This is a genomic window from Streptomyces sp. NBC_00012 (assembly GCF_045040875.1).
Classification (GTDB): Bacteria; Actinomycetota; Actinomycetes; order Streptomycetales; family Streptomycetaceae; genus Streptomyces.
The window spans coordinates 7,236,592-7,257,551 of sequence record NZ_CP108309.1 but is presented as its reverse complement, the minus strand read 5'-3'; the positions used below and the strand labels follow the sequence as shown (position 1 = coordinate 7,257,551).

Annotated in this window: 18 protein-coding genes, 1 pseudogene and 1 riboswitch; of the genes and pseudogenes, 5 read left to right on the top strand and 14 right to left on the bottom strand. The window is 70.1% G+C overall.

The features are described from left to right. Positions 1–106 precede the first annotated feature (106 nt). The 8 genes from OHA19_RS33170 to ribD all read right to left on the bottom strand — a co-directional run bounded on the left by OHA19_RS33170 (position 107) and on the right by ribD (position 5,995). Complete coding sequence (locus tag OHA19_RS33170; RefSeq protein WP_405710615.1) at positions 107–571, bottom strand: PH domain-containing protein; 465 nt, start codon at positions 569–571, stop codon at positions 107–109. Between the two features lie 35 nt (positions 572–606). Next, a complete protein-coding gene (gene hisG / locus OHA19_RS33165) occupies positions 607–1,455 on the bottom strand; it encodes an ATP phosphoribosyltransferase (protein ID WP_266917320.1) in 849 nt (282 codons plus the stop codon). A 63-nt stretch (positions 1,456–1,518) separates the two neighbouring features. Beyond that, entirely contained in the window at positions 1,519–1,791 is a 273-nt protein-coding gene (locus tag OHA19_RS33160) for a phosphoribosyl-ATP diphosphatase (protein ID WP_018524273.1), read from the bottom strand. A 34-nt stretch (positions 1,792–1,825) separates the two neighbouring features. Further along, positions 1,826–2,311, bottom strand: a complete 486-nt coding sequence (gene ribH, locus OHA19_RS33155) for a 6,7-dimethyl-8-ribityllumazine synthase (protein ID WP_266745064.1) — start codon at positions 2,309–2,311, stop codon at positions 1,826–1,828. 29 nt (positions 2,312–2,340) lie between these two features. Continuing rightward, on the bottom strand, positions 2,341–3,639 hold the full coding sequence (locus OHA19_RS33150) for a bifunctional 3,4-dihydroxy-2-butanone-4-phosphate synthase/GTP cyclohydrolase II (protein ID WP_405710617.1): 1,299 nt from the start codon (positions 3,637–3,639) through the stop codon (positions 2,341–2,343). Then, positions 3,636–4,280 (bottom strand): nicotinamide mononucleotide transporter family protein, encoded by a 645-nt coding sequence (locus tag OHA19_RS33145; protein WP_326764489.1) that lies wholly within the window; start codon positions 4,278–4,280, stop codon positions 3,636–3,638. The genes OHA19_RS33150 and OHA19_RS33145 overlap by 4 nt, the downstream gene beginning before the upstream one ends. Further along, entirely contained in the window at positions 4,277–4,894 is a 618-nt protein-coding gene (locus OHA19_RS33140; RefSeq protein WP_405710619.1) for a riboflavin synthase, read from the bottom strand. The genes OHA19_RS33145 and OHA19_RS33140 overlap by 4 nt, the downstream gene beginning before the upstream one ends. Beyond that, the gene (ribD, locus tag OHA19_RS33135; RefSeq protein WP_405710621.1) at positions 4,895–5,995 is read right to left on the bottom strand and encodes a bifunctional diaminohydroxyphosphoribosylaminopyrimidine deaminase/5-amino-6-(5-phosphoribosylamino)uracil reductase RibD; all 1,101 of its coding nucleotides are present in this window, start codon (positions 5,993–5,995) and stop codon (positions 4,895–4,897) included. It lies immediately after the preceding gene. A gap of 159 nt (positions 5,996–6,154) precedes the next feature. Continuing rightward, a riboswitch (FMN riboswitch) is annotated at positions 6,155–6,285 on the bottom strand. Between the two features lie 268 nt (positions 6,286–6,553). Here ribD and OHA19_RS33130 point away from each other — a divergent pair. Then, complete coding sequence (locus OHA19_RS33130; RefSeq protein WP_405752556.1) at positions 6,554–8,878, top strand: chitinase C-terminal domain-containing protein; 2,325 nt, start codon at positions 6,554–6,556, stop codon at positions 8,876–8,878. A gap of 89 nt (positions 8,879–8,967) precedes the next feature. On the opposite strand, the gene OHA19_RS33125 is transcribed toward OHA19_RS33130, so the two are convergent. Both OHA19_RS33125 and OHA19_RS33120 read right to left on the bottom strand, forming a co-directional pair. Then, a complete protein-coding gene (locus OHA19_RS33125) occupies positions 8,968–9,708 on the bottom strand; it encodes a hypothetical protein (protein WP_405710625.1) in 741 nt (246 codons plus the stop codon). Between the two features lie 230 nt (positions 9,709–9,938). Continuing rightward, a complete protein-coding gene (locus tag OHA19_RS33120) occupies positions 9,939–11,438 on the bottom strand; it encodes a DUF4246 domain-containing protein (protein ID WP_405710627.1) in 1,500 nt (499 codons plus the stop codon). 230 nt (positions 11,439–11,668) lie between these two features. Here OHA19_RS33120 and OHA19_RS33115 point away from each other — a divergent pair, with 230 nt between their 5' ends. Beyond that, positions 11,669–12,718, top strand: a complete 1,050-nt coding sequence (locus OHA19_RS33115; protein WP_405710629.1) for an aldo/keto reductase — start codon at positions 11,669–11,671, stop codon at positions 12,716–12,718. A 97-nt stretch (positions 12,719–12,815) separates the two neighbouring features. On the opposite strand, the gene OHA19_RS33110 is transcribed toward OHA19_RS33115, so the two are convergent. After that, positions 12,816–14,006, bottom strand: coding sequence for an ROK family protein (locus OHA19_RS33110; protein WP_405710631.1), 1,191 nt, complete (start codon positions 14,004–14,006; stop codon positions 12,816–12,818). Positions 14,007–14,163: 157 nt separating this feature from the next. On the opposite strand from OHA19_RS33110, the gene OHA19_RS33105 reads away from it, so the two are divergent. Both OHA19_RS33105 and OHA19_RS33100 read left to right on the top strand, forming a co-directional pair. Next, positions 14,164–15,396: an MFS transporter gene (locus tag OHA19_RS33105; protein WP_405710633.1), complete on the top strand. Its 1,233-nt coding sequence runs from the start codon at positions 14,164–14,166 to the stop codon at positions 15,394–15,396. A 310-nt stretch (positions 15,397–15,706) separates the two neighbouring features. Beyond that, a complete protein-coding gene (locus OHA19_RS33100) occupies positions 15,707–17,092 on the top strand; it encodes a uracil-xanthine permease family protein (protein WP_405710635.1) in 1,386 nt (461 codons plus the stop codon). Positions 17,093–17,310: 218 nt separating this feature from the next. On the opposite strand, the gene OHA19_RS33095 is transcribed toward OHA19_RS33100, so the two are convergent. Then, entirely contained in the window at positions 17,311–17,607 is a 297-nt protein-coding gene (locus OHA19_RS33095) for a hypothetical protein (RefSeq protein WP_405710636.1), read from the bottom strand. Positions 17,608–18,123: 516 nt separating this feature from the next. On the opposite strand from OHA19_RS33095, the pseudogene OHA19_RS33090 reads away from it, so the two are divergent. Then, positions 18,124–18,273 (top strand): annotated as a pseudogene (locus OHA19_RS33090) (hypothetical protein); the annotation flags it as partial. 74 nt (positions 18,274–18,347) lie between these two features. Here OHA19_RS33090 and OHA19_RS33085 read toward each other — a convergent pair. After that, positions 18,348–19,082 (bottom strand): thioesterase II family protein, encoded by a 735-nt coding sequence (locus tag OHA19_RS33085; protein ID WP_405710639.1) that lies wholly within the window; start codon positions 19,080–19,082, stop codon positions 18,348–18,350. A gap of 1 nt (position 19,083) precedes the next feature. Beyond that, positions 19,084–20,925, bottom strand: coding sequence for an asparagine synthase (glutamine-hydrolyzing) (gene asnB, locus OHA19_RS33080; protein WP_405710640.1), 1,842 nt, complete (start codon positions 20,923–20,925; stop codon positions 19,084–19,086). Positions 20,926–20,960 lie beyond the last annotated feature (35 nt).

Genomic DNA, 20,960 nt, shown 5'->3' with positions numbered 1-20,960 from the left:
GCAGGAAAGCCCCGCCGGTCTCATGGACCTCTGGGTGCGGGGCGGGGGCGCAGGGGCACCGCCGCCCCCCAGAGTAATCAAGAAGAGGCCGTACGGGGCAGGGGGCTCAGCCGATGTCCGTTCCGGTGCCGTGGCTCTCGGCGAGGGCACGCAGCGTACGGGCGTCGCGGATGGCCTGCTGCTTGGCGATTCCCGGCTGGATGCCGAGGGCGGGCATGCTGGTCCCGTCGCTGAGGTCGAGAAAGACCCAGGGGTCGCCGACGCGCAGGTTGACCCGGAGGATCTCCGCCCAGGACAGCCGGCGCGTCCGGGTGAGATTGACCACCGTCACCCCGTCCTCGTTCGCGACGACCTTCGGGCGGCTGAGCAGCGCGAGCACTGCGAAGAACAGCAGCGCCGTGAAGACGAAGCTGGCCCGCTCCCCCGGACTCAGCTGCTCCAGGGTCAGCGCTACGGCGGTGATGACGACGAACATCACCGCCCCCACGGTCAGCAGGACCACCCGGGTTCGGGTCGGCCGGAACGTGACCGGGAGAGTGGGGAGTTCGGGCCGGGGTGCGGGGGCGGACATGGTGTTCTTCTGTCTTCCGGGTGATCGCCCGGCCGTCAGAGGCGGCAGGCGTGGATGGCGGTGGTGAGGATGGCGCGGGCGCCGAGGTCGTACAGGTCGTCCATGATCCGCTGGGCCTCCCGGGCGGCGACCATGGAGCGGACGGCGACCCAGCCCTCGTGGTGCAGCGGCGAGATGGTCGGCGACTCCAGGCCCGGGGTGAGGGCGACCGCGCGCTCCAGGTGCTCGACGCGGCAGTCGTAGTCCATCATCACGTAGGAGCGGGCGACCAGGACGCCCTGGAGGCGGCGGAGGAACTGCTGCACCTTGGGGTCGTCGTCCGGTGCGCCGGTGCGGCGGATGACGACGGCCTCCGACTTCATGATCGGCTCGCCGATCACTTCGAGTCCGGCGTTGCGCAGGCTGGTGCCGGTCTCCACGACGTCGGCGATGACCTGGGCGACACCGAGCTCGATGGCGGTCTCGACCGCGCCGTCGAGGTGGACGACGGAGGCGTTGACGCCGACGTCGGCGAGGTGCTTGGCGACGATGCCCTCGTAGGAGGTGGCGATCGTCATGCCGTCGAAGTCCTGCGGGCCCTCGGCCGAGCCGGGCTTGGTGGCGTAGCGGAAGGTGGAGCGGGCGAAGCCGAGCTGGAGGATCTCCTCGGAGTCCGCGCCGGAGTCCAGCAGCAGGTCGCGGCCGGTGATGCCGATGTCGAGCCGGCCGGAGCTGACGTAGATCGCGATGTCGCGCGGCCGCAGGTAGAAGAACTCGACCTCGTTCTCGGGGTCGACGAGGACGAGCTCCTTGGACTCCTTGCGCTGCTGGTAGCCGGCCTCATGGAGCATCGCCATCGCAGGCCCGGAGAGTGAACCCTTGTTGGGGACGGCGATGCGCAGCATGAGGTCAGGTTTCCTTTGCGAGGAGGGAGTCTTCTGCGGATGTACGTGGTGCGAGGGTGGTGCTCAGAGGTGGGCGTAGACGTCGTCGAGCGAGATTCCGCGGGCGACCATCATCACCTGGACGTGGTACAGCAGCTGGGAGATCTCCTCGGCGGCCGCGTCCTTGCTCTCGTGCTCGGCGGCCATCCAGACTTCGGCGGCCTCCTCGACGACCTTCTTGCCGATGGCATGGACGCCCTTGTCCACGAGCTCGGCGGTACGGGAGGTGGAGGGGTCGCCGTTGGCGGCCTTGAGCTGCAGCTCGGCGAAGAGCTCTTCGAAGGTTTTGTTCGCCATGATGGTCTTAGAGTACGGGGTCGTCACCCTGTGCTCAGCGCCAGGGCTCGCTGACCGTGCGCAGCGTGGCGGCGGTGGCGACCGCCGCGGTGACCGCTTCATGCCCCTTGTCCTCGTTGGACCCTTCGAGACCGGCCCGGTCGAGCGCCTGCTCCTCGGTGTCGCACGTGAGTACGCCGAAGCCGACCGGTACTCCGGTGTCGACGGCGACCTGGGTGAGGCCGTTGGTGACGCCGTGGGACACGTACTCGAAGTGCGGGGTGCCGCCGCGGATGATCACGCCGAGCGCCACGATCGCGTCGTAGCCGCGGCCCGCGAGGACCTTGGCGACGACCGGGAGCTCGAAGCTGCCGGGCACCCGGAGCAGGGTCGGCTCGTCGATGCCGAGCTCGTGCAGGGCGCGCAGGGCGCCGTCGACGAGGCCGTCCATGATCTTCTCGTGCCACTGCGCGGCGACGACCGCCACGCGCAGGTCACCGCAGTTGCGTACGGACAGTTCGGGTGCGCCCTTGCCGCTCATGTCTCTCCTGTCGCTCGTTTCCGTGATCGTTACTGGTTGCCGCAGGTCGACGCCGTGGCGGTGTCGAGCCAGGGCAGGTCGTGCCCCATGCGGTCGCGCTTGGTGCGCAGGTAGCGCAGATTGTGTTCGCCGGCCTGGACGGGCATCGGCTCGCGGCCGGTGACGGCGAGCCCGTGGCGCAGGATCGCGGCCGTCTTGTCGGGGTTGTTGGTCATCAGCCTGAGGCTGTGGACGCCGAGGTCCTTGAGGATCTGGGCGCCGGCCGCGTAGTCGCGGGCGTCGGCGGGCAGGCCGAGCTCCAGGTTGGCGTCGAGGGTGTCGATGCCGCGCTCCTGGAGTTCGTAGGCGCGCAGCTTGGAGAGCAGGCCGATGCCGCGGCCCTCGTGGCCGCGCAGGTAGACGACGATGCCGCGGCCCTCGTCGGTGATCCGGCGCATGGAGGCGTGCAGCTGGGGTCCGCAGTCGCAGCGCTGGGACTGGAAGATGTCGCCGGTCAGGCACTCGGAGTGGACCCGGACCAGGACGTCGTCGCCGTCGCCGAGGTCGCCGTGGACGAGCGCGACGTGCTCGACGCCGTCGCTGGTGGAGCGGTAGCCGTACGCGGTGAACGCGCCGAAGGCCGTCGGCAGCCGCACCTCGGCCTCGCGGCGGACGGTCGGCTCCGAGCTGCGGCGGTAGGCGATCAGGTCCTCGATGGAGATGATCGTGAGGCCGTGCTTGCGGGCGAACGGGACGAGCTGGGGCAACCGCAGCATCACACCGTCCTCGCCGGCGATCTCCACGATGGCCCCGGCGGGCCGCAGCCCGGCGAGCCGGGCGAGGTCGACGGCGGCCTCGGTGTGGCCGTTGCGGACCAGTACGCCGCCGGAGCGGGCGCGGAGCGGAAAGATGTGGCCGGGCCGTACGAAGTCGCCGGGACCGGCCTCGCCGCCCGCCAGCAGCCGGAGCGTGGTGGCCCGGTCGGCGGCAGAGATGCCGGTGGTGACGCCGTGGGTGCCGGACGCGTCGACGGAGACGGTGAATGCGGTGCGCATCGACTCGGTGTTGTGGTCGACCATCTGCGGGAGTTCGAGCCGTTCCAGCTCGTCGTTCTCCATGGGTGCGCAGATCAGCCCGCGGCATTCGCTCATCATGAACGCGACGATCTCGGGGGTGGCCTTCTCGGCGGCGATGACGAGGTCGCCCTCGTTCTCCCGGTCCTCGTCGTCGACGACCACGACGGGCCGTCCGGCGGCGATGTCCCGGATCGCCTGCTCGACGGGGTCGAGGCGGAGGTCCTCGGCGCCGCCTCGGTGTTCCGGGTGCAACCAGGTGGGCTGGGCAGTCATGCCGTGGCTCCTTCCAGAGCGGGTGTCCGCGAACGCAGCCACCAGTCGCGCATGCCCCACAGGACCAGGGCGCCGTACACGACGTAGATGAGACCGGAGAAGGCGAGCCCGCTGTGGAAGTTCAGCGGTACGCCGACCAGGTCGACCAGCAGCCAGGCGAACCAGAACTCGACCATGCCGCGGGCCTGGGCGAGCATCGCGACGAGCGTTCCGGCGAATATGTACGCGTCCGCCCACGGGCTCCAGGAGAGCGAGGGGAACGCGGTGAACAGGCCGCCGACCGCGAGGGTGCCGACCGCGGCACCGCCCAACAGGTAGCCGCGCTCGCGCCAGGTGGCGAACCGTACGGCGATGGAGCCGTCCTGGGCCTGCTGCCTGCCCCGGGTCCACTGCTGCCAGCCCCAGACGGCCACGGCGATGACGACCAGCTGCTTGCCGACGCTGCCCGCCTGGTGCACGGAGGCGTTGGCCGCGACCAGGACGACGCCGGACAGCAGCTGGGCGGGCCAGGTCCAGATCGAGCGGAGCCAGCCCAGGGTCAGCGCGATCAGACCGACGGTGTTGCCGATCATGTCGGACCAGATGATGTGCTGTCCGAAGACGGTGAACGCCTCCGAGTTCAGCCAGTTCAGGGCGGTCACTTCGCCGGCTCCTCGGGTTCCTGCGCGGGGTTGCCGAGCAGTCGCTCGACGTACTTCGCGATGATGTCCACTTCGAGATTGACCGGGTCGCCGGGCTCCTTGATGCCGAGCGTGGTCAGGGCGAGCGTGGTGGGGATGAGGCTGATGGTGAAGTAGTCGGGTCCGGCGTCCACGACGGTGAGGCTGACGCCGTCGACGGTGATCGAACCCTTCTCCACCACGTAGCGGCTCAGGTGCGCGGGGAGGGAGACCTTCACGATCTCCCAGTTCTCGGAGATCCTGCGCTCGACGATGTGCCCGGTGCCGTCGACATGGCCCTGGACGATGTGTCCGCCGAGCCGGCCGCCGACCGCCATGGGGCGCTCCAGGTTGACCCGGGAGCCGGTGTCCAGGGCGCCCAGGCTGGACCGGTCGAGGGTCTCGGCCATCACGTCGGCGGTGAATTCGCCGTCGCCGAGGTCGACGACGGTGAGGCAGACGCCGTTGACGGCGATGGAGTCGCCGTGCTTGGCACCTTCGGTGACCACGGGACCGCGCAGGCGGAAGCGGGAGGCGTCGGCGAGCTTCTCGACGGCGGTGACTTCACCCAGTTCTTCGACAATTCCGGTGAACACTCAGTTTCCCTTCCGGGCAGGGCCGGGGACGGCGGTGATGCGCAGATCGGGGCCGATGCGGACGGTCTCGGTCACATCGAGGCGCAACGCCTCGGCGATGGTGGAGATTCCGGCGTCGGCGAGGGCCGCGGGGCCCTCGCCCAGCAGTACGGGGGCGAGATAGCCGACGACCTTGTCGACCGTTCCCGCGGCGACGAAGGCCCCGGCCAGGGTCGGGCCGCCTTCGAGGAGTACGGAGCGGATGCCGCGCCCGTGCAGGGCACGGAGCAGTGCGGGGATGTCCAGGCCAGGGCCGGTGGCGGCGCGCGGCAGCCGCAGGACGGCGGCTTCGGGCAGGTGCCCGGCGTCGGCGTCCTCGGCGACGGCGATCAGGGTGGGCGCGGTGCCGTCGAGGACCCGGGCGCCGGGGCGTACGGCGGTGGCGCCGGTGTCGACGACCACTCGCAGCGGCTGCGCGGCGCCCTCGATACCGCGTACGCCGAGCTGCGGGTCGTCCGCGCGGGCGGTGCCGGAGCCGACCACCACGGCGTCGGCCTCGGCACGCAGCCGGTGGACGTCGGCGCGGGACTCGGCGGAGGTGATCCAGCGGCTGGTGGCGTCGGCGGCCGCGATCCGGCCGTCGAGGGTCGCCGCGTACTTCCACAGGACGTACGGGCGGCCCAGGCGCACCGAGGTGAGCCAGGCCGCGTTGCCCGCCTCGGCCTCGTCGGCGAGGAGCCCCTGCTCTGCCTTGATCCCGGCCGCGCGCAGGGTGTCGCCACCACCGGTGGCCTGCGGGTCCGGGTCGCCCACGGCGTAGACGACGCGGGCGACCCCGGCCTCGATGAGCGCCTGGGCGCAGGGGCCGGTGCGGCCGGTGTGGTTGCAGGGTTCGAGGGTGACGTAGGCGGTGCCGCCCCGGGCCCGGTCGCCCGCCTCGCGCAGGGCGTGTATCTCGGCGTGCGGTCCGCCGGCCCTCTGGTGGAAGCCTTCCCCGGCCGGGCGGCCCGCGGCGTCGAGGATGACGCAGCCGACCACGGGGTTGGGGCTGGTGAAGCCGAGAGCGCGGGCGGCGAGCGTGATCGCACGGCGCATTGCGGTGATGTCGGCTGCGGTGTCCACCGGGTCCTCCTGCCTCTTCGGGCACGGACTCCGGGGCCTGTCGATGACGACAGATGAAGCGGGAACGCCACGGGGGAACGCCGGAAATGCCGGAAAACACGGATGGATCGGTCGCCCGAAATCCATCCGCCGACGGCGGCGTACCCGCGAAACGGCCCGCCGCGCACTGCCTCCCATCCGGACTTTAACCGTCGGTCCAGGAATCCCACCTGGTCAACCGGCCGCTGGATGCGGACGGGTCGCGGACTATAACCGCCGGTTCGGAATTGCACCGACCCCGGAGTGCGCTGCTGCTGGTACACGATCAGTGTGCCACGCCGCGCGGTGGGCCATGCGGGTGAGTATCTGTGGACTGGCTCACAGGACGCCCGTGCCGGACGGCACGGCGAAAGAAGTTGACCCTTAAAGGTCCAGACCTATTGACGCACTGGTCTAGTCCTTTTAATCTCTGCGTCACCTCCGAGGAGCGGTCCCGCGGTGTGCGCACACTCGGGGCACCAACACGACCCACCCCTTTGCCAGTTGTGTTCTGCCGAACCTCCCCGGGAGGAACCGAACGTGCTGTCCCCCACTCGTGCGAGAGCCACCCTGCTCGCAGCCGGCGCGGCCGTAGCCGCGCTGCTGATGGGCTCGCTCGCCGCCACCCCGTCGGCCGCCGCCGACCAGGAGTCCTGTCGCCCCGACGGGCGCTACGCGACGCCCGGTGTCGCCGTCCCCTACTGCTCCGTCTACGACACCGAGGGCCGCGAGAGGATGGGCGCCGACCACCAGCGCCGGGTCATCGGATACTTCACGAACTGGCGGACCGGCAAGAATGGCAAACCCGCCTATCTCGTCCCCGACATCCCCTGGGGCAAAGTCACCCATTTGAATTACGCGTTCGCCCATGTCGACGGCACCAACAAGCTCTCGGTCGGCGCCGACGGGCCGGACAACGCCTCGACCGGCATGACCTGGCCGGGTGTCGCGGGCGCCGAGATGGACCCTGACCTCCCGTACAAGGGCCATTTCAATCTGCTCAACAAGTTCAAGAAGAAGCACCCGAACGTGAAGACCATGGTGTCGGTGGGCGGCTGGGCCGAGACCGGCGGCTACTTCGACGACAGCGGCGGGCGGGTGGACTCCGGCGGCTTCTACTCGATGGCCACCAACGCCGACGGCTCGGTCAACCAGGCGGGCATCGACACCTTCGCCGACTCGGCTGTCGCGTTCGTCAAGAAGTACAGCTTCAACGGCGTCGACATCGACTACGAGTACCCGACGACCATGAAGGACGCGGGCAACCCGCTGGACTGGACGCTGTCCAACGCGCGCCGGGCCGGTCTGGTCAAGGGCTACGCCGCACTGATGAAGACGCTGCGCGAGAAGCTCGACCGGGCATCCGCCGCCGACGGCACCCACTACCTGCTGAGCGTGGCCGCACCCTCGTCCGGCTATCTGCTGCGCGGGATGGAGACCTTCCAGGTCCAGAAGTACCTGGACTACGTCAACATCATGTCGTACGACCTGCACGGCGCCTGGAACGAGTACGTCGGCCCCAACGCCGCGCTCTTCGACGACGGCAAGGACGCCGAACTCGCCCAGGCGGGCGTCTACTCGACCTCGCAGTACGGCGGCACCGGCTATCTCAACACCGACTGGGCGTACCACTACTTCCGCGGTTCGATGCCGTCCGGCCGGATCAACATCGGCCTGCCGTACTACACCCGCGGTTTCAAGAACGTGCAGGGCGGCACGGACGGGCTGTGGGGGCGCGCCGCCACCACCGACTGCCCGGCCGGCGCGGGCCTGACCAAGTGCGGTGACGGTGCCGTCGGCATCGACAACCTCTGGCACGACCAGGACGCCGACGGCAAGGAGTCACCGGCCGGTTCCAACCCGATGTGGCACGCGAAGAACCTGGAGAAGGGCATCGTCGGCGACTACGTCACCGACTACGGATTCCCGGCCGGCACCACGCTCACCGGCACCTATGCCCGCAAGTACGACTCGACGCTGGTCGCGCCCTGGCTCTGGAACGCCGAGAAGAAGATCTTCCTGTCCACCGAGGACGAGCAGTCGGTCGCCGCGAAGGCGGACTACGTCGTCGACAAGGGCATCGGCGGCACCATGATCTGGGAGCTCGCGGGTGACTACGGCTGGGACGCCGGGAAGGGGCAGTACGGGCCGGGCTCCACGCTGACCTCGACGATGTACGACACGTTCAAGTCGGCCACCCCGTACGGCGCGAAGCGGTCCACCGTCGATCTGCCCACCCAGGCGCTCGACATCGATGTGTCCTTCGACCAGTTCCCGCTCGGTGACTCCAACTACCCGATCAGCCCCAAGCTCAAGATCACCAACAACACGAAGGCGCCCCTGCCCGGCGGCACGGAGTTCCAGTTCGACTACGCGACGTCCGCCCCGGCCAACGCCAAGGACCAGTCGGGCTTCGGCACGACGATCGTGCGCAGCGACCACACCGCCGTCGGCAACGTCGGCGGACTCAAGGGCGACTACAACCGTGTCTCGCTGAAGCTGCCGGGCTGGCAGAGGCTGGCTCCCGGTGCGTCGGTCCAGGTCGACTTCGTCTACTACCTGCCCGCCTCCACACCGTCGAACTGGACGGTGACCTTCGGCGGGAAGTCGTACGCCCTCGCCGCCGACCTGGCTCGCGGCACCACCTTGGTCGACCCCGGCACGGGCACGTCGACGGCGTCGCCGGACCCGACGCCCGGTGGCGGCGGCTGCACCGCGCCCGCCTGGAGCGCGGGCTCCGAGTACGGCGCCGGTACGGCGGTCGCCCACGGCACCCGCCAGTGGAAGGCCAAGTGGTGGACAAAGGGCGACGAGCCCGGCTCCACCGGTGACTGGGGTGTCTGGCAGGACCTCGGGGCCTGCTGACCCTCCCCCGTACCGCTCGGCGGTGACCGGATCGCCCCCGGTCACCGCCGGGCCGATCCACCCGGGCCGGCCCCGGCCCGGCGGACGGCTCAGGAGTGACAGAGCAGGTCGAGGACGACGGCCTCGGCGTCGAGGTTGTCGAGATAGCGGTTGGCCCGATCCCAGTAGCCGTCGGTGCCCGCGTCCGTCCACGAACCGTCGAGGGTGATCAGTGCGAAGCCGGGCACGGCGCACCGGACCGACCACAGCCGGGTCTCCTCGAATTCTTGCGCGAAGTACGCGACCGGGTCGTTGAGCAGGAACGACGTGTCGAAGTGCGGGTCTCCTGCGACGGCCCGCCGTGCCACGTCCTGCACCAGCGGCTGGGCCAGATGCTCCCTCTTCGCGTCGGCCAGGGAGTACTGGTCCGGATCGGCCTCGTGCTGTGCGACGAAGTCGGTGAGCGGGCGAGCCGGGGGGTGCACCGCGGTCAGCCCGTTCCAAGCGGCGAGCAGCGCTTCGTACTTGTGGGACGCCCGTTTCCGCATGCCCTCGAAATCGAGCAGACCCCGAGGTCCGCCGTAGCACTCCAGGGGCCCGAGGTGATCGAGCTCGGCCTTCCTGCGCGGCACGGTCGAGGCCGTGACGAGCCTGCGGTCGCCATCGTGCCGGGGCAACACGAGGTAGGCGTTGCCCGCACCGGAGTGGATGGCCCACCCGTCCCACTGGCCCACCGGGTTCCAGTCCTCGGTGAGGTTGATGTCGTAGGGCGCCATGGTGGCGGCCACCGCCCGTGGAACCTTCCGTGGGGCGGTGGGAGGCAGGCACACAGTGGCGAAGAACTTGGTCATGGCCGGGAGCCTAGGACCTGTCCCCGCAGGTGATCGACGGGATTCCGCACCGCGTGCGGAAACGTGCCGACGACGGCACCGCGGCGCCGTCATCGGCTGTCGCCGGTCTCATGCCCGAGCGCACCACCGCTGACCGCGAAGACGCCCCGGGCCCCAAGCTGCCCGTCGCCCTCGGCATGCCGGGCGAGGTTCCGCCGGAGCTGGTGACAGGGAGTGGCGATGGCGATGGCTCAGTGCTCACACAGGGAGAACTCTCGCTCGTAGAGCTGCTCGTTGTGTTCGTCGATGAAGAATTTGCGTTCCTGCATGAGTTGTTCGCGGTATTTCATGGCCTGCTCCAGTGTCATGGTCGATGTGGCAGACCATGGCTGTTGCGGCGGTACATCGGATGTCGAGACAATCGTTTCCGACGGATCGACCAGGAAGAACGCAAGGATTTTGCGATGTCCCGGCAGGGTGGGATCCGTGAGGCGAAATGAGCCGACGCGGTGTTGCAGGATGTTCGGGAATGCCAGGCAGCGGCCCGCCGGGGTCGATGCCGACCCCAGTACCTGGTTCAGTGGGTCCTCGTTGTCCAGCCCATAGACCTCGCTCACACCGGTGTCGTCGTTCTGTTCGTAGTCCGGGTCGTCGAGTGCCGCCCGGAAACTCAGCCGACTTTCGGTGATGTTCTCGCTGTCCCAGTAGTAGATTCCGGTCGAGACGATCCGCTCGTTCATCATCCCCTCGACATGCCAGGAACCGCCGGGGTACTCGGGCTTGTCCGGGGTGAGATGAATAGTGGCGAGCTTGACGATGACCTGGAGACGACGGCCGCGCAGGTCGACGCGGGCGGAGTCGTCGGGCAGCGCGGGCGGGACGAAGACCGGGGCGTCCGGGACGACCGGGCGGCGGTCGTCCCACCAGTTTTCCTCGGCCTTCTCCCAGGCAGCGTAGGCGTCACTGTCATTGTCGTCGGAGGGTTCGACCGGCTTGCCCGGGGCCTCGTCGTACCACGTGTAAGGATCGGCCTCGATCCGCAGGGGCCGCGGATGGCGCAGATCGGTGAGCACGTTCTCCAGCAGCGGGCGCAGGCGCGCGAACAGGACCGGCAGGGCGGAGGCGAGTTCGCGATGAGCCACGGGGTGGACATTGTTGACGTACGAACGGAAGACGGCGTCGCCGTCGTCGCCAACCTCGGCATCCGTGGGCAGCCACTGGAATTTCTCCGAGAATTCGTACCGCGATCGGCCGGCTTCCGGGCTCCGCCATGCCCGCTCGGGTGCTCCGCTCACCTCTCGCACGAGGCAGAACAGTGAGGGATGAACCAGATCCAGCACCTGGCCATTGGATCCCGGATGCCAATCCTGTTCCGCTTCGGGGACCTGCTCCAGAACCCGAACCGCCTCGCGCAGCCTGGACCTGAGCTCTTCGTCGACCAGTGTGTCCGACTGCCACACCCCGTCGACGGCGGACACCTCGATTCCGGATCGCCCGTCCCGCAGCCGGGCGTAGTGCGCCAGTTCGGCAAGTACATAATTGATCTGAGCTTCGTTCAGGCCCTGAGCCACCGCTTCTCGCGTCCACCTGGCGACGATTTCTGGGTCGTTCATCTTGTCGAACCACCCTGGCTTCGCCCGAATATGGGCGCTGCACTGCATCATCTGAAGTTCCCGAAGTGTTCGGGGCTTCGCGAACGATATTGCGCGGGAAGCAACAAAGGGCAGTGGGAAAGCAGACAGGTCAGTCAATTCTCTCGGTCCTCCCGGTCGGTGTGCGGCGGCGGGAAGGATACTTCAGCGGACTGACACGGCAGCCGCGGTCCTGGCCGTGACCCTGCACAACGCCTGCCCGCGCGCTCCCACCACTCGCCATGGCGTGCCCCTCGACGCTGAACTCCGGCCTCTTGACTTCGAGTCCGCTCCAGCTCATAGGCTCCGCCGGACGATCCGCAGCCCGCACCACCAGCCCAGGAGTCCTCTTGCGATATCGCATGCTCGGCAGAACCGGCATCGAGGTCAGCGTCCACTGCCTCGGCACGATGATGTTCGGCGCAATCGGCAACCCCGACCACGACGACAGCGCCCGGGTGATCCACACCGCCCTCGACGCCGGCATCAACTTCGTCGACACCGCCGACATGTACTCCGCGGGCGAGAGCGAGGAGATCGTCGGCAAGGCTCTCAAGGGCCGCCGCGACGACGTCGTGCTCGCCACCAAGGTGCACTTCCCGATGGGCGAGGGCCGCAACCGCGGCGGCAACTCCCGGCGCTGGATCATCCAGGCGGTGGAGAACAGCCTGCGACGCCTGCAGACCGACTGGATCGACCTCTACCAGGTCCATCGCCCCGACGAGAACACGGACATCGAAGAGACGCTGTCGGCGCTGAGCGATCTGGTCCACCAGGGCAAGATCCGCGCCTTCGGTTGCTCGACCTTCCCCGCCGAGGACCTGGTCGAGGCCCACCACGTCGCCGAGAAGCGCGGCCTGCTGCGCCTGCGCACCGAGCAGCCGCCGTACTCGATCCTGGCCCGCGGCATCGAACGTTCGCTGCTGCCGGTCTGCGAGCGCTACGGCATGGGCGTGCTGACCTGGAGCCCGCTCGCCGCCGGCTTCCTGTCGGGCAAGTACCGCAGAACGCAGCCGGTCGACATGACCACCGGCCGCGCCGCCCGGCAACCGTTCCGCTTCGACCCCGAGCTCCCGCAGAACGCCGCCAAGTACGAGGCCGTGGAGCAACTGGCCGAGCTGGCGGCCGACCTCGGCTGCTCGCTGCCCGAACTGGCCGTCGCCTTCGCCGCGACACACCCCGCCGTCACCTCGGTGATCATCGGCCCGCGCACGCCGGACCAGCTCGAGGGCCTGTTGAAGGGCGCACAGCTCACTCTCGACGACGCGACCCTGGACCGCATCGACGAGATCGTCCCGCCAGGAACGGACATCTACCGCGCGGACGCCGTCTGGACCCCGCTGTCCCTGGCCGACCCGGCACGCCGGCGCCGACCCCTCACGGAGCGTTCCGCACATTGACCGGTTCGATCGGGTTCGGAGCCGGACGGTGAAGGCCGCGGCGGTTGCGGGGCGACCCTAGCCGGACGGTGAAGGCCACGGCGGTTGCGGAGCGGCCCTAACCGGCCGGTGTGAACAGCTCGTCCTGGGCCGCGTCCCGGGCGGCGAGCAGCGCACCGCGCAGTACCGCCGCGCCGCCCAGCCGACCGGCCCTGACCTCGGTGCGCAGCGGTGACATCAGGGCCAGCCGCTCCTCGACCCGTTCCGCGAGCGCGGCACCGCCCGCGTGGCCGACCTCGCCCGCCAGCAGCACACAGCCGGGGTCGAGGACCGAGGCGATGGCGGCGGCGCCCAGCGCGAGCCGCTCGGCGAGGGTGTCCAGGAACGCCTCGTGCTCGCCCTCCCCCGCCAGGGCCGCCCGGACGGCCGCCGCTGCTCCCGGTTCCTTGTCTCCCTCGGCCTCGCCCGCGGGCACGGCGATGCCGTGGGCGGCGGCCAGTTCGCAGACCGGGGCGGAGCCGACCAGTGAGTGGAAGCCGCCGTCGCAGTTGAGCGCCGACGGCGTAGCGGCCGTGCCGGGCACCGGCAGGAAGCCGATCTCGCCCGCTCCGCCGGAGGCTCCCCGGCGGAGCTTCCCGTCCAGCATGACGGCGGCGCCGACGCCGTGGCCGAGCCAGAGGAGCACGAAGGTGTCGCGGTCGGCGGCCGCGCCGCCGCGGTGTTCGGCGACGGCGGCGAGATTGGTCTCGTTCTCGACCAGTACGGTCGCGGGCAGCCGTTGCTGGAGCACCCGCACCAGTCGCCGGTGCCAGGCCGGCAGCCCGCTGGTGTCGCGCAGCTCGCCGGTGACCGGGTCGATCAGCCCGGGTGCGCCGATGCCGACGCTGTGCAGCGGGCCGGCGCCTGCCTCACGCGCGGTGCGCTCCAGGAGTGCGGCGGCCTGTTCGGCGGCTGCCTCGGTGTCGGTGTCGCTGCCGATGGGCAGGGTCGCCTCGGCGAGCGTCGTGCCGAGGAGGTCGGCGACGACCACGGCGACGCTGCGGGTGCGTACGTCGAGTGCGGCGAGATGGGCGCGGTCGGCGGCGATCCCGTACAGCCGGGCGTTGGGGCCGCGGCGCTCGGCACCGGCCTCGCCCACGACCCGGATCAGACCGGCCCCCTGCAACCGTTCGACGAGGTCGGCGACGGTGGGCCGGGAGAGGCCGGTCAGGGTCTTCAGCTGTGCGGCCGTCAACGGGCCGTCCTGCTGGAGCAGGCGCAGGGCGAGCCGGTCGTTGATGGCCCGTGCGGTGCTCGGTGATGCGGGCATGCCGGGATCCTTCCAGATCGCTGACGTACTGGACGCACAGGCGCACTATTTATCAGGCAGGGTTCCTGATAGTTTACTGCGCGCACCGTGGAGACGGGCACCGGGATCACCGGAGACAGCGGGTTCCAAGAGAATTTCCAAGGGAGGGCACGGAGGTATGACAGCGGATTCCACAGAAGCGGGCTTCGGCATGGCGCAGGTGAGGCGGGCCAGGTTCGCCGTCGCCGCGGTCTTCACCGTGCACGGCGCGGTGACCGGCAGCTTCGCCACCCGGGTGCCCTGGATCCAGGACCACGCCGGGGTCAGCGCCGGCCAGCTCGGTCTGGCTCTCGCCTTCCCGGCGATCGGCGCCTCACTCGCGATGCCGCTGGCCAGTGCGATCAGCCACCGCTTCGGCGCCAAGGCCGCGCTGCGCGGACTGCTCGCCCTGTGGACGCTGGCGCTGATCCTGCCCGCGCTGGCACCCAACCTGCTGACGCTGTGCGCGGCGCTCTTCGTGTACGGGGCCTCGGCCGGCATGTCGGACGTGGCGATGAACGCCCTCGGCGTCGAGGTGGAGAACCGCCTCGACAAGTCGATCATGTCCGGGCTGCACGGGATGTGGAGCGTGGGCGCCCTGATCGGTTCGGCCGCGGGCACGGTGGCCGCGCATCTGGGCACCGACGCCCGGCTGCACCACGTGCTGGCCGCGCTCGTGCTCACCGCACTCGGCCTGATCGCCTGCCGGGACGTACTGGATCTGCGCAGCGAGCCGGACGAGGAGCCGCCGCCGCGCTTCACGCTGCCGCCGAAGTCGGCCCTGATCATCGGCGCGGTGGGCTTCTGCGCGGTGTTCGCGGAGGGGGCCAGCCTGGACTGGTCGGCGGTCTATCTCCGGGACATCATGGACACCTCCGCCGGACTCGCCGCGGCGTCCACGACGGCGTTCGCGCTGACCATGGCGGTCGCCCGGATCGCCGGTGACAAGGTCGTCGACCGCTTCGGCGCGGTCAGGACCGTACGGTTCGGCGGTGTCCTCGCCACGGTCGGCGGACTGCTCGTGGTCACGTCGCCGAACGCGGTTCTGGCGATGAGCGGCTTCGGGCTCCTCGGCCTCGGTGTGGCCGTGGTCGTCCCGCTCGCCTTCGCGGCGGCCGGGCGCAGCGGGCCGAACCCGAGCCAGGCGATCGCCGGCGTCGCCACCATCACGTACACCTCGGGACTGATCGCTCCGTCCGCGATCGGAACGCTCGCCGAGGCGACCTCGCTGGTCGTGTCGTTCGGCCTGGTGACGGTGCTGGCGTTCGGCCTGGTCCTGGGGGCCGGGGTGCTGCGGGCGGGCGACCGCAGGCCGGTGCCGCCCTCGGACGCAGGCGCCCCGAGCTCGGCTGCCGCCGAGCCGCGTCCCTGACCCCTCGGACCGGCGGACGGCACCTCCCGCTCCCCGCCTCACCTGCGTCGTCAGGAGTGTCACAGCCCGGCCGCGAGCACTCCGCGGCCGGGCATTACCATGTCGCTGATCATTTCCGCGGCAGCGACGTGCCAGGCGAAGGCCGCAGAATCCGAAGACGCAGGTCGAATCCCCACCTTCACGGCCAGTCCTGTCGGCATGCGCCTGAACCGCGTGTTCCGCTGACCCTGCACGAGGTCGTCAGTCTCGAGCCCCCGGTCCGGCCGGCGGATCTCGGGACCATCCCAGCAACACATCGAGGAGCAAGACCATGGCGGGCTTCGGCTGGAAGCTGCACGGCGACGGCAAGAGCCTCTCGCCCGGTGAGGTCGTGAGACCGGACGAGCGACTCACCTGGGGGCGCACCGTCGGTCTCGGCGCCCAGCACGTGGTCTCCATGATCGGAGCCTGCTTCGTCGCCCCCGTCCTGATGGGGCTCGACCCCAACCTCGCCGTGATGGCCTCCGGCGTGGCCACCATTCTCTTCCTGCTGATCACCCGCGGTCATATCCCGAGCTACCTGGGCAGCAGTCTGTCGTTCATCGGTGTCGCCGCCGTCATCAGCACACAGGGGGGTGACGCGGCGACCCTCACCGGCGCGCTGCTGGTCGTCGGCGCGGTCCTCTTCCTGTGCGGGGCGGTCGTTCGTGCTCTGGGCGCCCGCATCATCCACGCCGTCCTGCCTCCGGTGGTCACCGGTGCGGTGGTCATGCTCATCGGGTTCAACCTGGCTCCGGTCACCGCCGGTACCTACTGGCCCCAGGATCAGTGGACAGCACTTCTGACCATGCTGTTCACGGGTTTCGCCCTGGTTGTGCTGCGCGGCTTCTGGTCCCGTATCGCGATCTTCCTCGGGCTGGCCTTCGGGTACGCCGTCTCGTGGGTCTTCGACCGCGCGTTCGGCAAGATCCACTCCCCCGCGGGCGGCGCCGAGTCCGTCGACCACTGGCGCCTCGACCTCTCGGGCGTGTCCAAGGCGGACTGGATCGGCCTGCCCGCCTTCCATGCCCCGAGCTTCTCGCTCTCGGCCGTTCTGGTCGCCCTGCCCGTCGTCATCGCCCTCGTCGCCGAGAACGCCGGACACGTCAAGGCCGTCGGTGAGATGACGGGCGAACCGCTCGACGACAGGCTCGGCACCGCGATCATGGCCGACGGTGCGGCGACCGTGCTGTCGACGTCCGTGGGCGGCCCTGCCACGACCACGTACGCCGAGAACATCGGTGTCATGGCCGCCACACGTGTCTACTCGACCGCCGCCTACTGGTGCGCCGCCGGCTTCGCGATCCTGTTCGGGCTCTGCCCCAAGTTCGGTGCCGTCGTGGCCGCCATTCCCGGCGGTGTCCTCGGCGGGATCACGGTCATCCTCTACGGCATGATCGGCCTGCTGGGTGCCCAGATCTGGGTTCGTTCCCGCGTCGACCTCTCCAATCCCCTGCACCTGGTGCCGGTGGCCGCGGGTCTCATCGTCGGCATCGGCAATGTGAACCTGAAGCTCACGGACAACTTCCAGCTCAGTGGCATCGCGTTGGGGACGCTGGTCGTCCTCATCGGCTACCACGTCCTGCGCGTCATGGCTCCCGCCCACGCGAGGGACGAGCCACCGTTGCAGGAGCCGGGCAACCCGGGCTACGACCGGGGCTTCCCGGACGGATCGTGACCGCAGGCGGCGCTGGTGAGCCGCAGCGGAAACGGCCCGAACACCCGCCGACGGACTCGTTGCGTCAGCGGCTCCGAGTGCCCGGACGGTGAGACCGTTCCAACAGGAAGCGGCCTCACCGGTCCGGGCGCCACAGGGCAGGTCACGATCTGTCTGGATCCGCTCCGTCACCATCGACAACATCGTGGAGTCGCTCATCGCGTCCGGGCCCGAGGGGTTCAGACGTCGACTGACACGTACTCCTTGCCCTTGTCGTTCTCGATCACGACCTTCTGCACGTCGTCCATGGGGACGGCCGCCGAGCCGTCGAGGTCCACGCCCTTCTCCTCATCGGCGACGAGCCGGCTGCCCGCGATCTCGCGGCTGCCGTCCTTCGCGACGACCACCACGCGGCAGCGCTCGCCCGCCGGGATGCCCGCGACCGAGGCGTTGAGGCGGATCCAGTCGACGGCCGGGGTCAACCGGAGCCTCATCTCGCTGCCGGTCGAGGCGCTGCGTCCCTCGAGGACCTTCATGCTGCCCGGCTGCGACGGTGGCAGGGTCGCCGCGACCGAGGGGGTCGGCGGGTTCGCCTCCGGGGTGCGATCGCCCGTGTTCTGGCCGATCAGGACGCCGCCGCCGAGGACGGCTGCCGCCGCGACCGCCGCGACCGCGCCCAGGACCGCTCTTCGCCGCAGCGTCTGCCCGGCGCGTTCGCCAAGGAATCCCTGGTCTTCTCCGGGAGCCCCGGCAGGTCCTCGGTGATCCGCGTCTTCAGGGCGTCCATCGCCTGGCCCTTGCCCCGGCGCAGCGCCCCGTCGTCGCGCCGCGGCTCGACCGCCTCGTCCGCCCCGTCGCCCAGCTCCTGATAGGTCCTGGCCAGTGTTCTGATGGCCTCCGGGTCCCGGGGGTCGGATCCTCCCCGAACCCGAGCACCTCCCAGCCCGTGGTGTGCCGACGCGCCATGTCCAACTCATCTCGGCTACACGCCCGTTCGGCACCTCCTGACGGGGCGTCCCACGTTTTGGTCCGACCCGAAGCTGATCAGCCCGTACACCCGCCCCGACGGCACGAAGCAGCTCACCATCGACTGCTGGCCGCTCTACTGGTTCACCGGCGACAAGAAGCCCGGCGACACCAACGGCCAGGGCGTGAACGGTACTTGGTTCACCGTGCGGCCCGACGGCAAGCTGGCCAAGTAGTCGCGCCGGACCGGGGAGGGGACCGGGGCTTCCCGGGCGGGCCGTGATCAAGGGCGGCGGCCCGGTCCCCCGGCTCAGGACACCCGGTCGTCCTGGGCGCGGTCGGCCAGAAGCGCGCCGAGTTCCCCGGCCAGCCGGTCGGTGTGGGTCATGTAGAAGTAGTGGCCGCCCGGAACGAGACGGAGCGTGAAGGAGACCGACGTGTGCGCGCCCCAGTCCGAGAGTTCCGGGACCGTCACCCCCGGATCGTCCGTGCCCTGGTAGGCGATGACCGGCACGGGGAGCGGGCCCCGGGGCTCGTGGACGTACTTCAGGCCGAGCTCGTTGTCGCGGCGCGTCTGGCGCAGCAGGATGGCGTGCAGTGCCGCGGGCATGCTCTCCCAGTCGAGTTCCGGCGGCCAGAAGCGGCGCATCCCGTCGAGAACCTCTTCGTCCGAGAGCTTGTCCAGGGCCTCGAAGGCCGGGGCCACGTCGGGGGGCTGCCGGCCCGAGACCAGGAGCGCGCGGGTCGGCGGAAGACCTCGTTCCAGGAGCTGCCAGACGAGTTCCAGGCCCACGATGGTGCTGAAGCAGGTCGCGAACACGGCGTACGGGCGCCCGGCGATGCGCGGTTCGAGCTCGGCCGCCAGCTCGGCGGCGAGGCCCGGCACGGTGAGCTCGCGCGGTGCCCGCGTGCGGCGGCCCCGGCCCGGCAGGTCGGGAACCACCAGGCCGGTGCCGGCGGGCAGGGCCTTGCGCAGCTGGGCGAACATGCCCGCGCCGCCACCGCCCGCCGGAAGCGCCACGACCAGCGAGGTCTCCTCGGACACGTCAGATGTCGAGGGCGACATCGTAGGTTTCGAGCCAGTTGTTGATCTCAATGAGACCCTCCAGAACGATGCGTCCCCCCGCGAGGGAGTCCTGTCCGTCGGAGCCCAGCTCCGCGACCGCCGCCGGGTTGAGCAGCGCGGTGAGGGGCGCTTCCGGCCGCCCGGCGATCTTGCCGAACTCGGCGATGACCGAGGCGTCGTAAGCGGGATCCTGGGTGCGCGGGAAGTGGCTCTTGCGCCGGTCGAGCACGGTGCCCGGCAGTAGATCGCGGGCGGCTGCCCGGAGCAGGCTCTTCTCGTGCCCGTCGAAGGACTTGAAGCTCCACGGCACGTTGTACACGTACTCGATGAGCCGGTGGTCGCAGAACGGGACGCGGACCTGGAGGCCGGATGCCATGCTCATGCGGTCCCGCCGGTCGAGCAGGATCTGGGAGAAGCGCGTGAGGTTGAGGTAGGTGATCTCGCGCATCCGCCGCTCCAGGCGGCTCTCCCCCGCCAGGACGGGCACCTCGGCCAGGGCCTCCTGGTAACGGCGGGCGTGGTAGCCGGTGATGTCCAGCTCCGCGTAGAGGGCGGGGTCCATCAGGCCCGCGCCGGAGGCATCGTCCTCGGAGTGCCGGGCCAGCCACGGGAAGGTGTCGGCCTCGACGACGGCGGGGTCCTGGAACCAGCTGTACCCGCCGAAGAGTTCGTCGGCCGACTCGCCCGACAGGACCACCGAGCTGTGTTCGCGGACCGCTCGGAAGAGCAGGTATCCGGAGGTGCTGAGGTCGCCCATGCCCGCGGGCAGGTCCATCGCCCGCAGTACGCCCGTGCGCGCGTCGGCGTCGGTCAGCTCGGAGCTGTCGAGCACCAGGGTGGCGTGTTCGGTTCCGCAGTGGTCCACGACGTCCCGGATGAACGGTCCGTCGGGTGTGGCCCGCATGTGACTGGCGCGGAAGTGGTCGGCGTACCCGACGAAGTCCACGGAGAACGTGGCGAAGCGGCCCCCGCCGTGCTCTGCGGTCCAGGAGGAGGCCAGCGCGGTGAGCGTACTGGAGTCCAGTCCGCCGGAGAGCAGCGAGCAGACCGGGCTGTCGGCCACCAGTTGCTCGCCGACCGCGTCGGCGAGCAACCGGCGCACGGTCCGGACGGTGGTGTCCAGGTCGTCACCGTGCTCCGCGGCGGTCAACTGCCAGTAGCGGCGGATCCGGACGCCGTCCCGGCCGATGCGCAGCACATGGCCGGGACGCAGTTCGTTGAGTCCGTCCATGACGGCGTGGCCGGGGGTCTTGCCGGAGGAGATGATCTCCCGGAGCCCGTCGGTGGTGAGCCGCCGCTCCAGTTGCCCTTGTTCGAACAGCGCCTTGGGCTCCGATCCGAAAAGCAGGAAGGAAGCGCCCCGGTGATAGTAGAGCGGCTCCACCCCCATGCGGTCGCGGACCAGCAGCAGCTCCTCGGTACGCAGGTCCCAGAGCGCGATCGCGTACATGCCGACCAGACGGTCGACGAAGGCCTCGCCCCACTCCAGGTAGGCACGGGCCAGGAGTTCGGCGGCGCCCTCGGTACGCAGCCGGTGTCCGCGGCCCTTCAGTTCGGCCCGCAGGTCACCGGCGTTGAAGACGGTCCCCGTGCAGACGGCTGCCACCAGCGGGACACCGTCCTCGGCGACGACGGACACCTCGCCCGTTCCGCCCGGGTCGGCGGCTGCGAGCCGGGTCTGGCCCAGCGCCGCATGGCGGGTGGTCCAGTGGCCGACGCCGTCCGGGCCGCGGTGGGTCAGGCTCTGTGTCATCCGCCGGACGGTGCCGTCCTCGGCGATGAGGTCGCGGGTGAAGTCCACCCAGCCGGTGATGCCGCTCATCTGGTTCCCTCTGCAGTGTCGAAATCGGATCCGTG

What these genes read in the sequence shown, in the direction of transcription:
- OHA19_RS33170 (WP_405710615.1), bottom strand. Translation starts at nt 571, where the DNA reads ATGTCCGCCCCCGCACCCCGGCCCGAACTCCCCACTCTCCCGGTCACG.
- hisG (WP_266917320.1), bottom strand. Translation starts at nt 1,455, where the DNA reads ATGCTGCGCATCGCCGTCCCCAACAAGGGTTCACTCTCCGGGCCTGCG.
- OHA19_RS33160 (WP_018524273.1), bottom strand. Translation starts at nt 1,791, where the DNA reads ATGGCGAACAAAACCTTCGAAGAGCTCTTCGCCGAGCTGCAGCTCAAG.
- ribH (WP_266745064.1), bottom strand. Translation starts at nt 2,311, where the DNA reads ATGAGCGGCAAGGGCGCACCCGAACTGTCCGTACGCAACTGCGGTGAC.
- OHA19_RS33150 (WP_405710617.1), bottom strand. Translation starts at nt 3,639, where the DNA reads ATGACTGCCCAGCCCACCTGGTTGCACCCGGAACACCGAGGCGGCGCC.
- OHA19_RS33125 (WP_405710625.1), bottom strand. Translation starts at nt 9,708, where the DNA reads ATGACCAAGTTCTTCGCCACTGTGTGCCTGCCTCCCACCGCCCCACGG.
- OHA19_RS33110 (WP_405710631.1), bottom strand. Translation starts at nt 14,006, where the DNA reads ATGCCCGCATCACCGAGCACCGCACGGGCCATCAACGACCGGCTCGCC.
- OHA19_RS33105 (WP_405710633.1), top strand. Translation starts at nt 14,164, where the DNA reads ATGACAGCGGATTCCACAGAAGCGGGCTTCGGCATGGCGCAGGTGAGG.
- OHA19_RS33100 (WP_405710635.1), top strand. Translation starts at nt 15,707, where the DNA reads ATGGCGGGCTTCGGCTGGAAGCTGCACGGCGACGGCAAGAGCCTCTCG.
- OHA19_RS33095 (WP_405710636.1), bottom strand. Translation starts at nt 17,607, where the DNA reads ATGAAGGTCCTCGAGGGACGCAGCGCCTCGACCGGCAGCGAGATGAGG.
- asnB (WP_405710640.1), bottom strand. Translation starts at nt 20,925, where the DNA reads ATGAGCGGCATCACCGGCTGGGTGGACTTCACCCGCGACCTCATCGCC.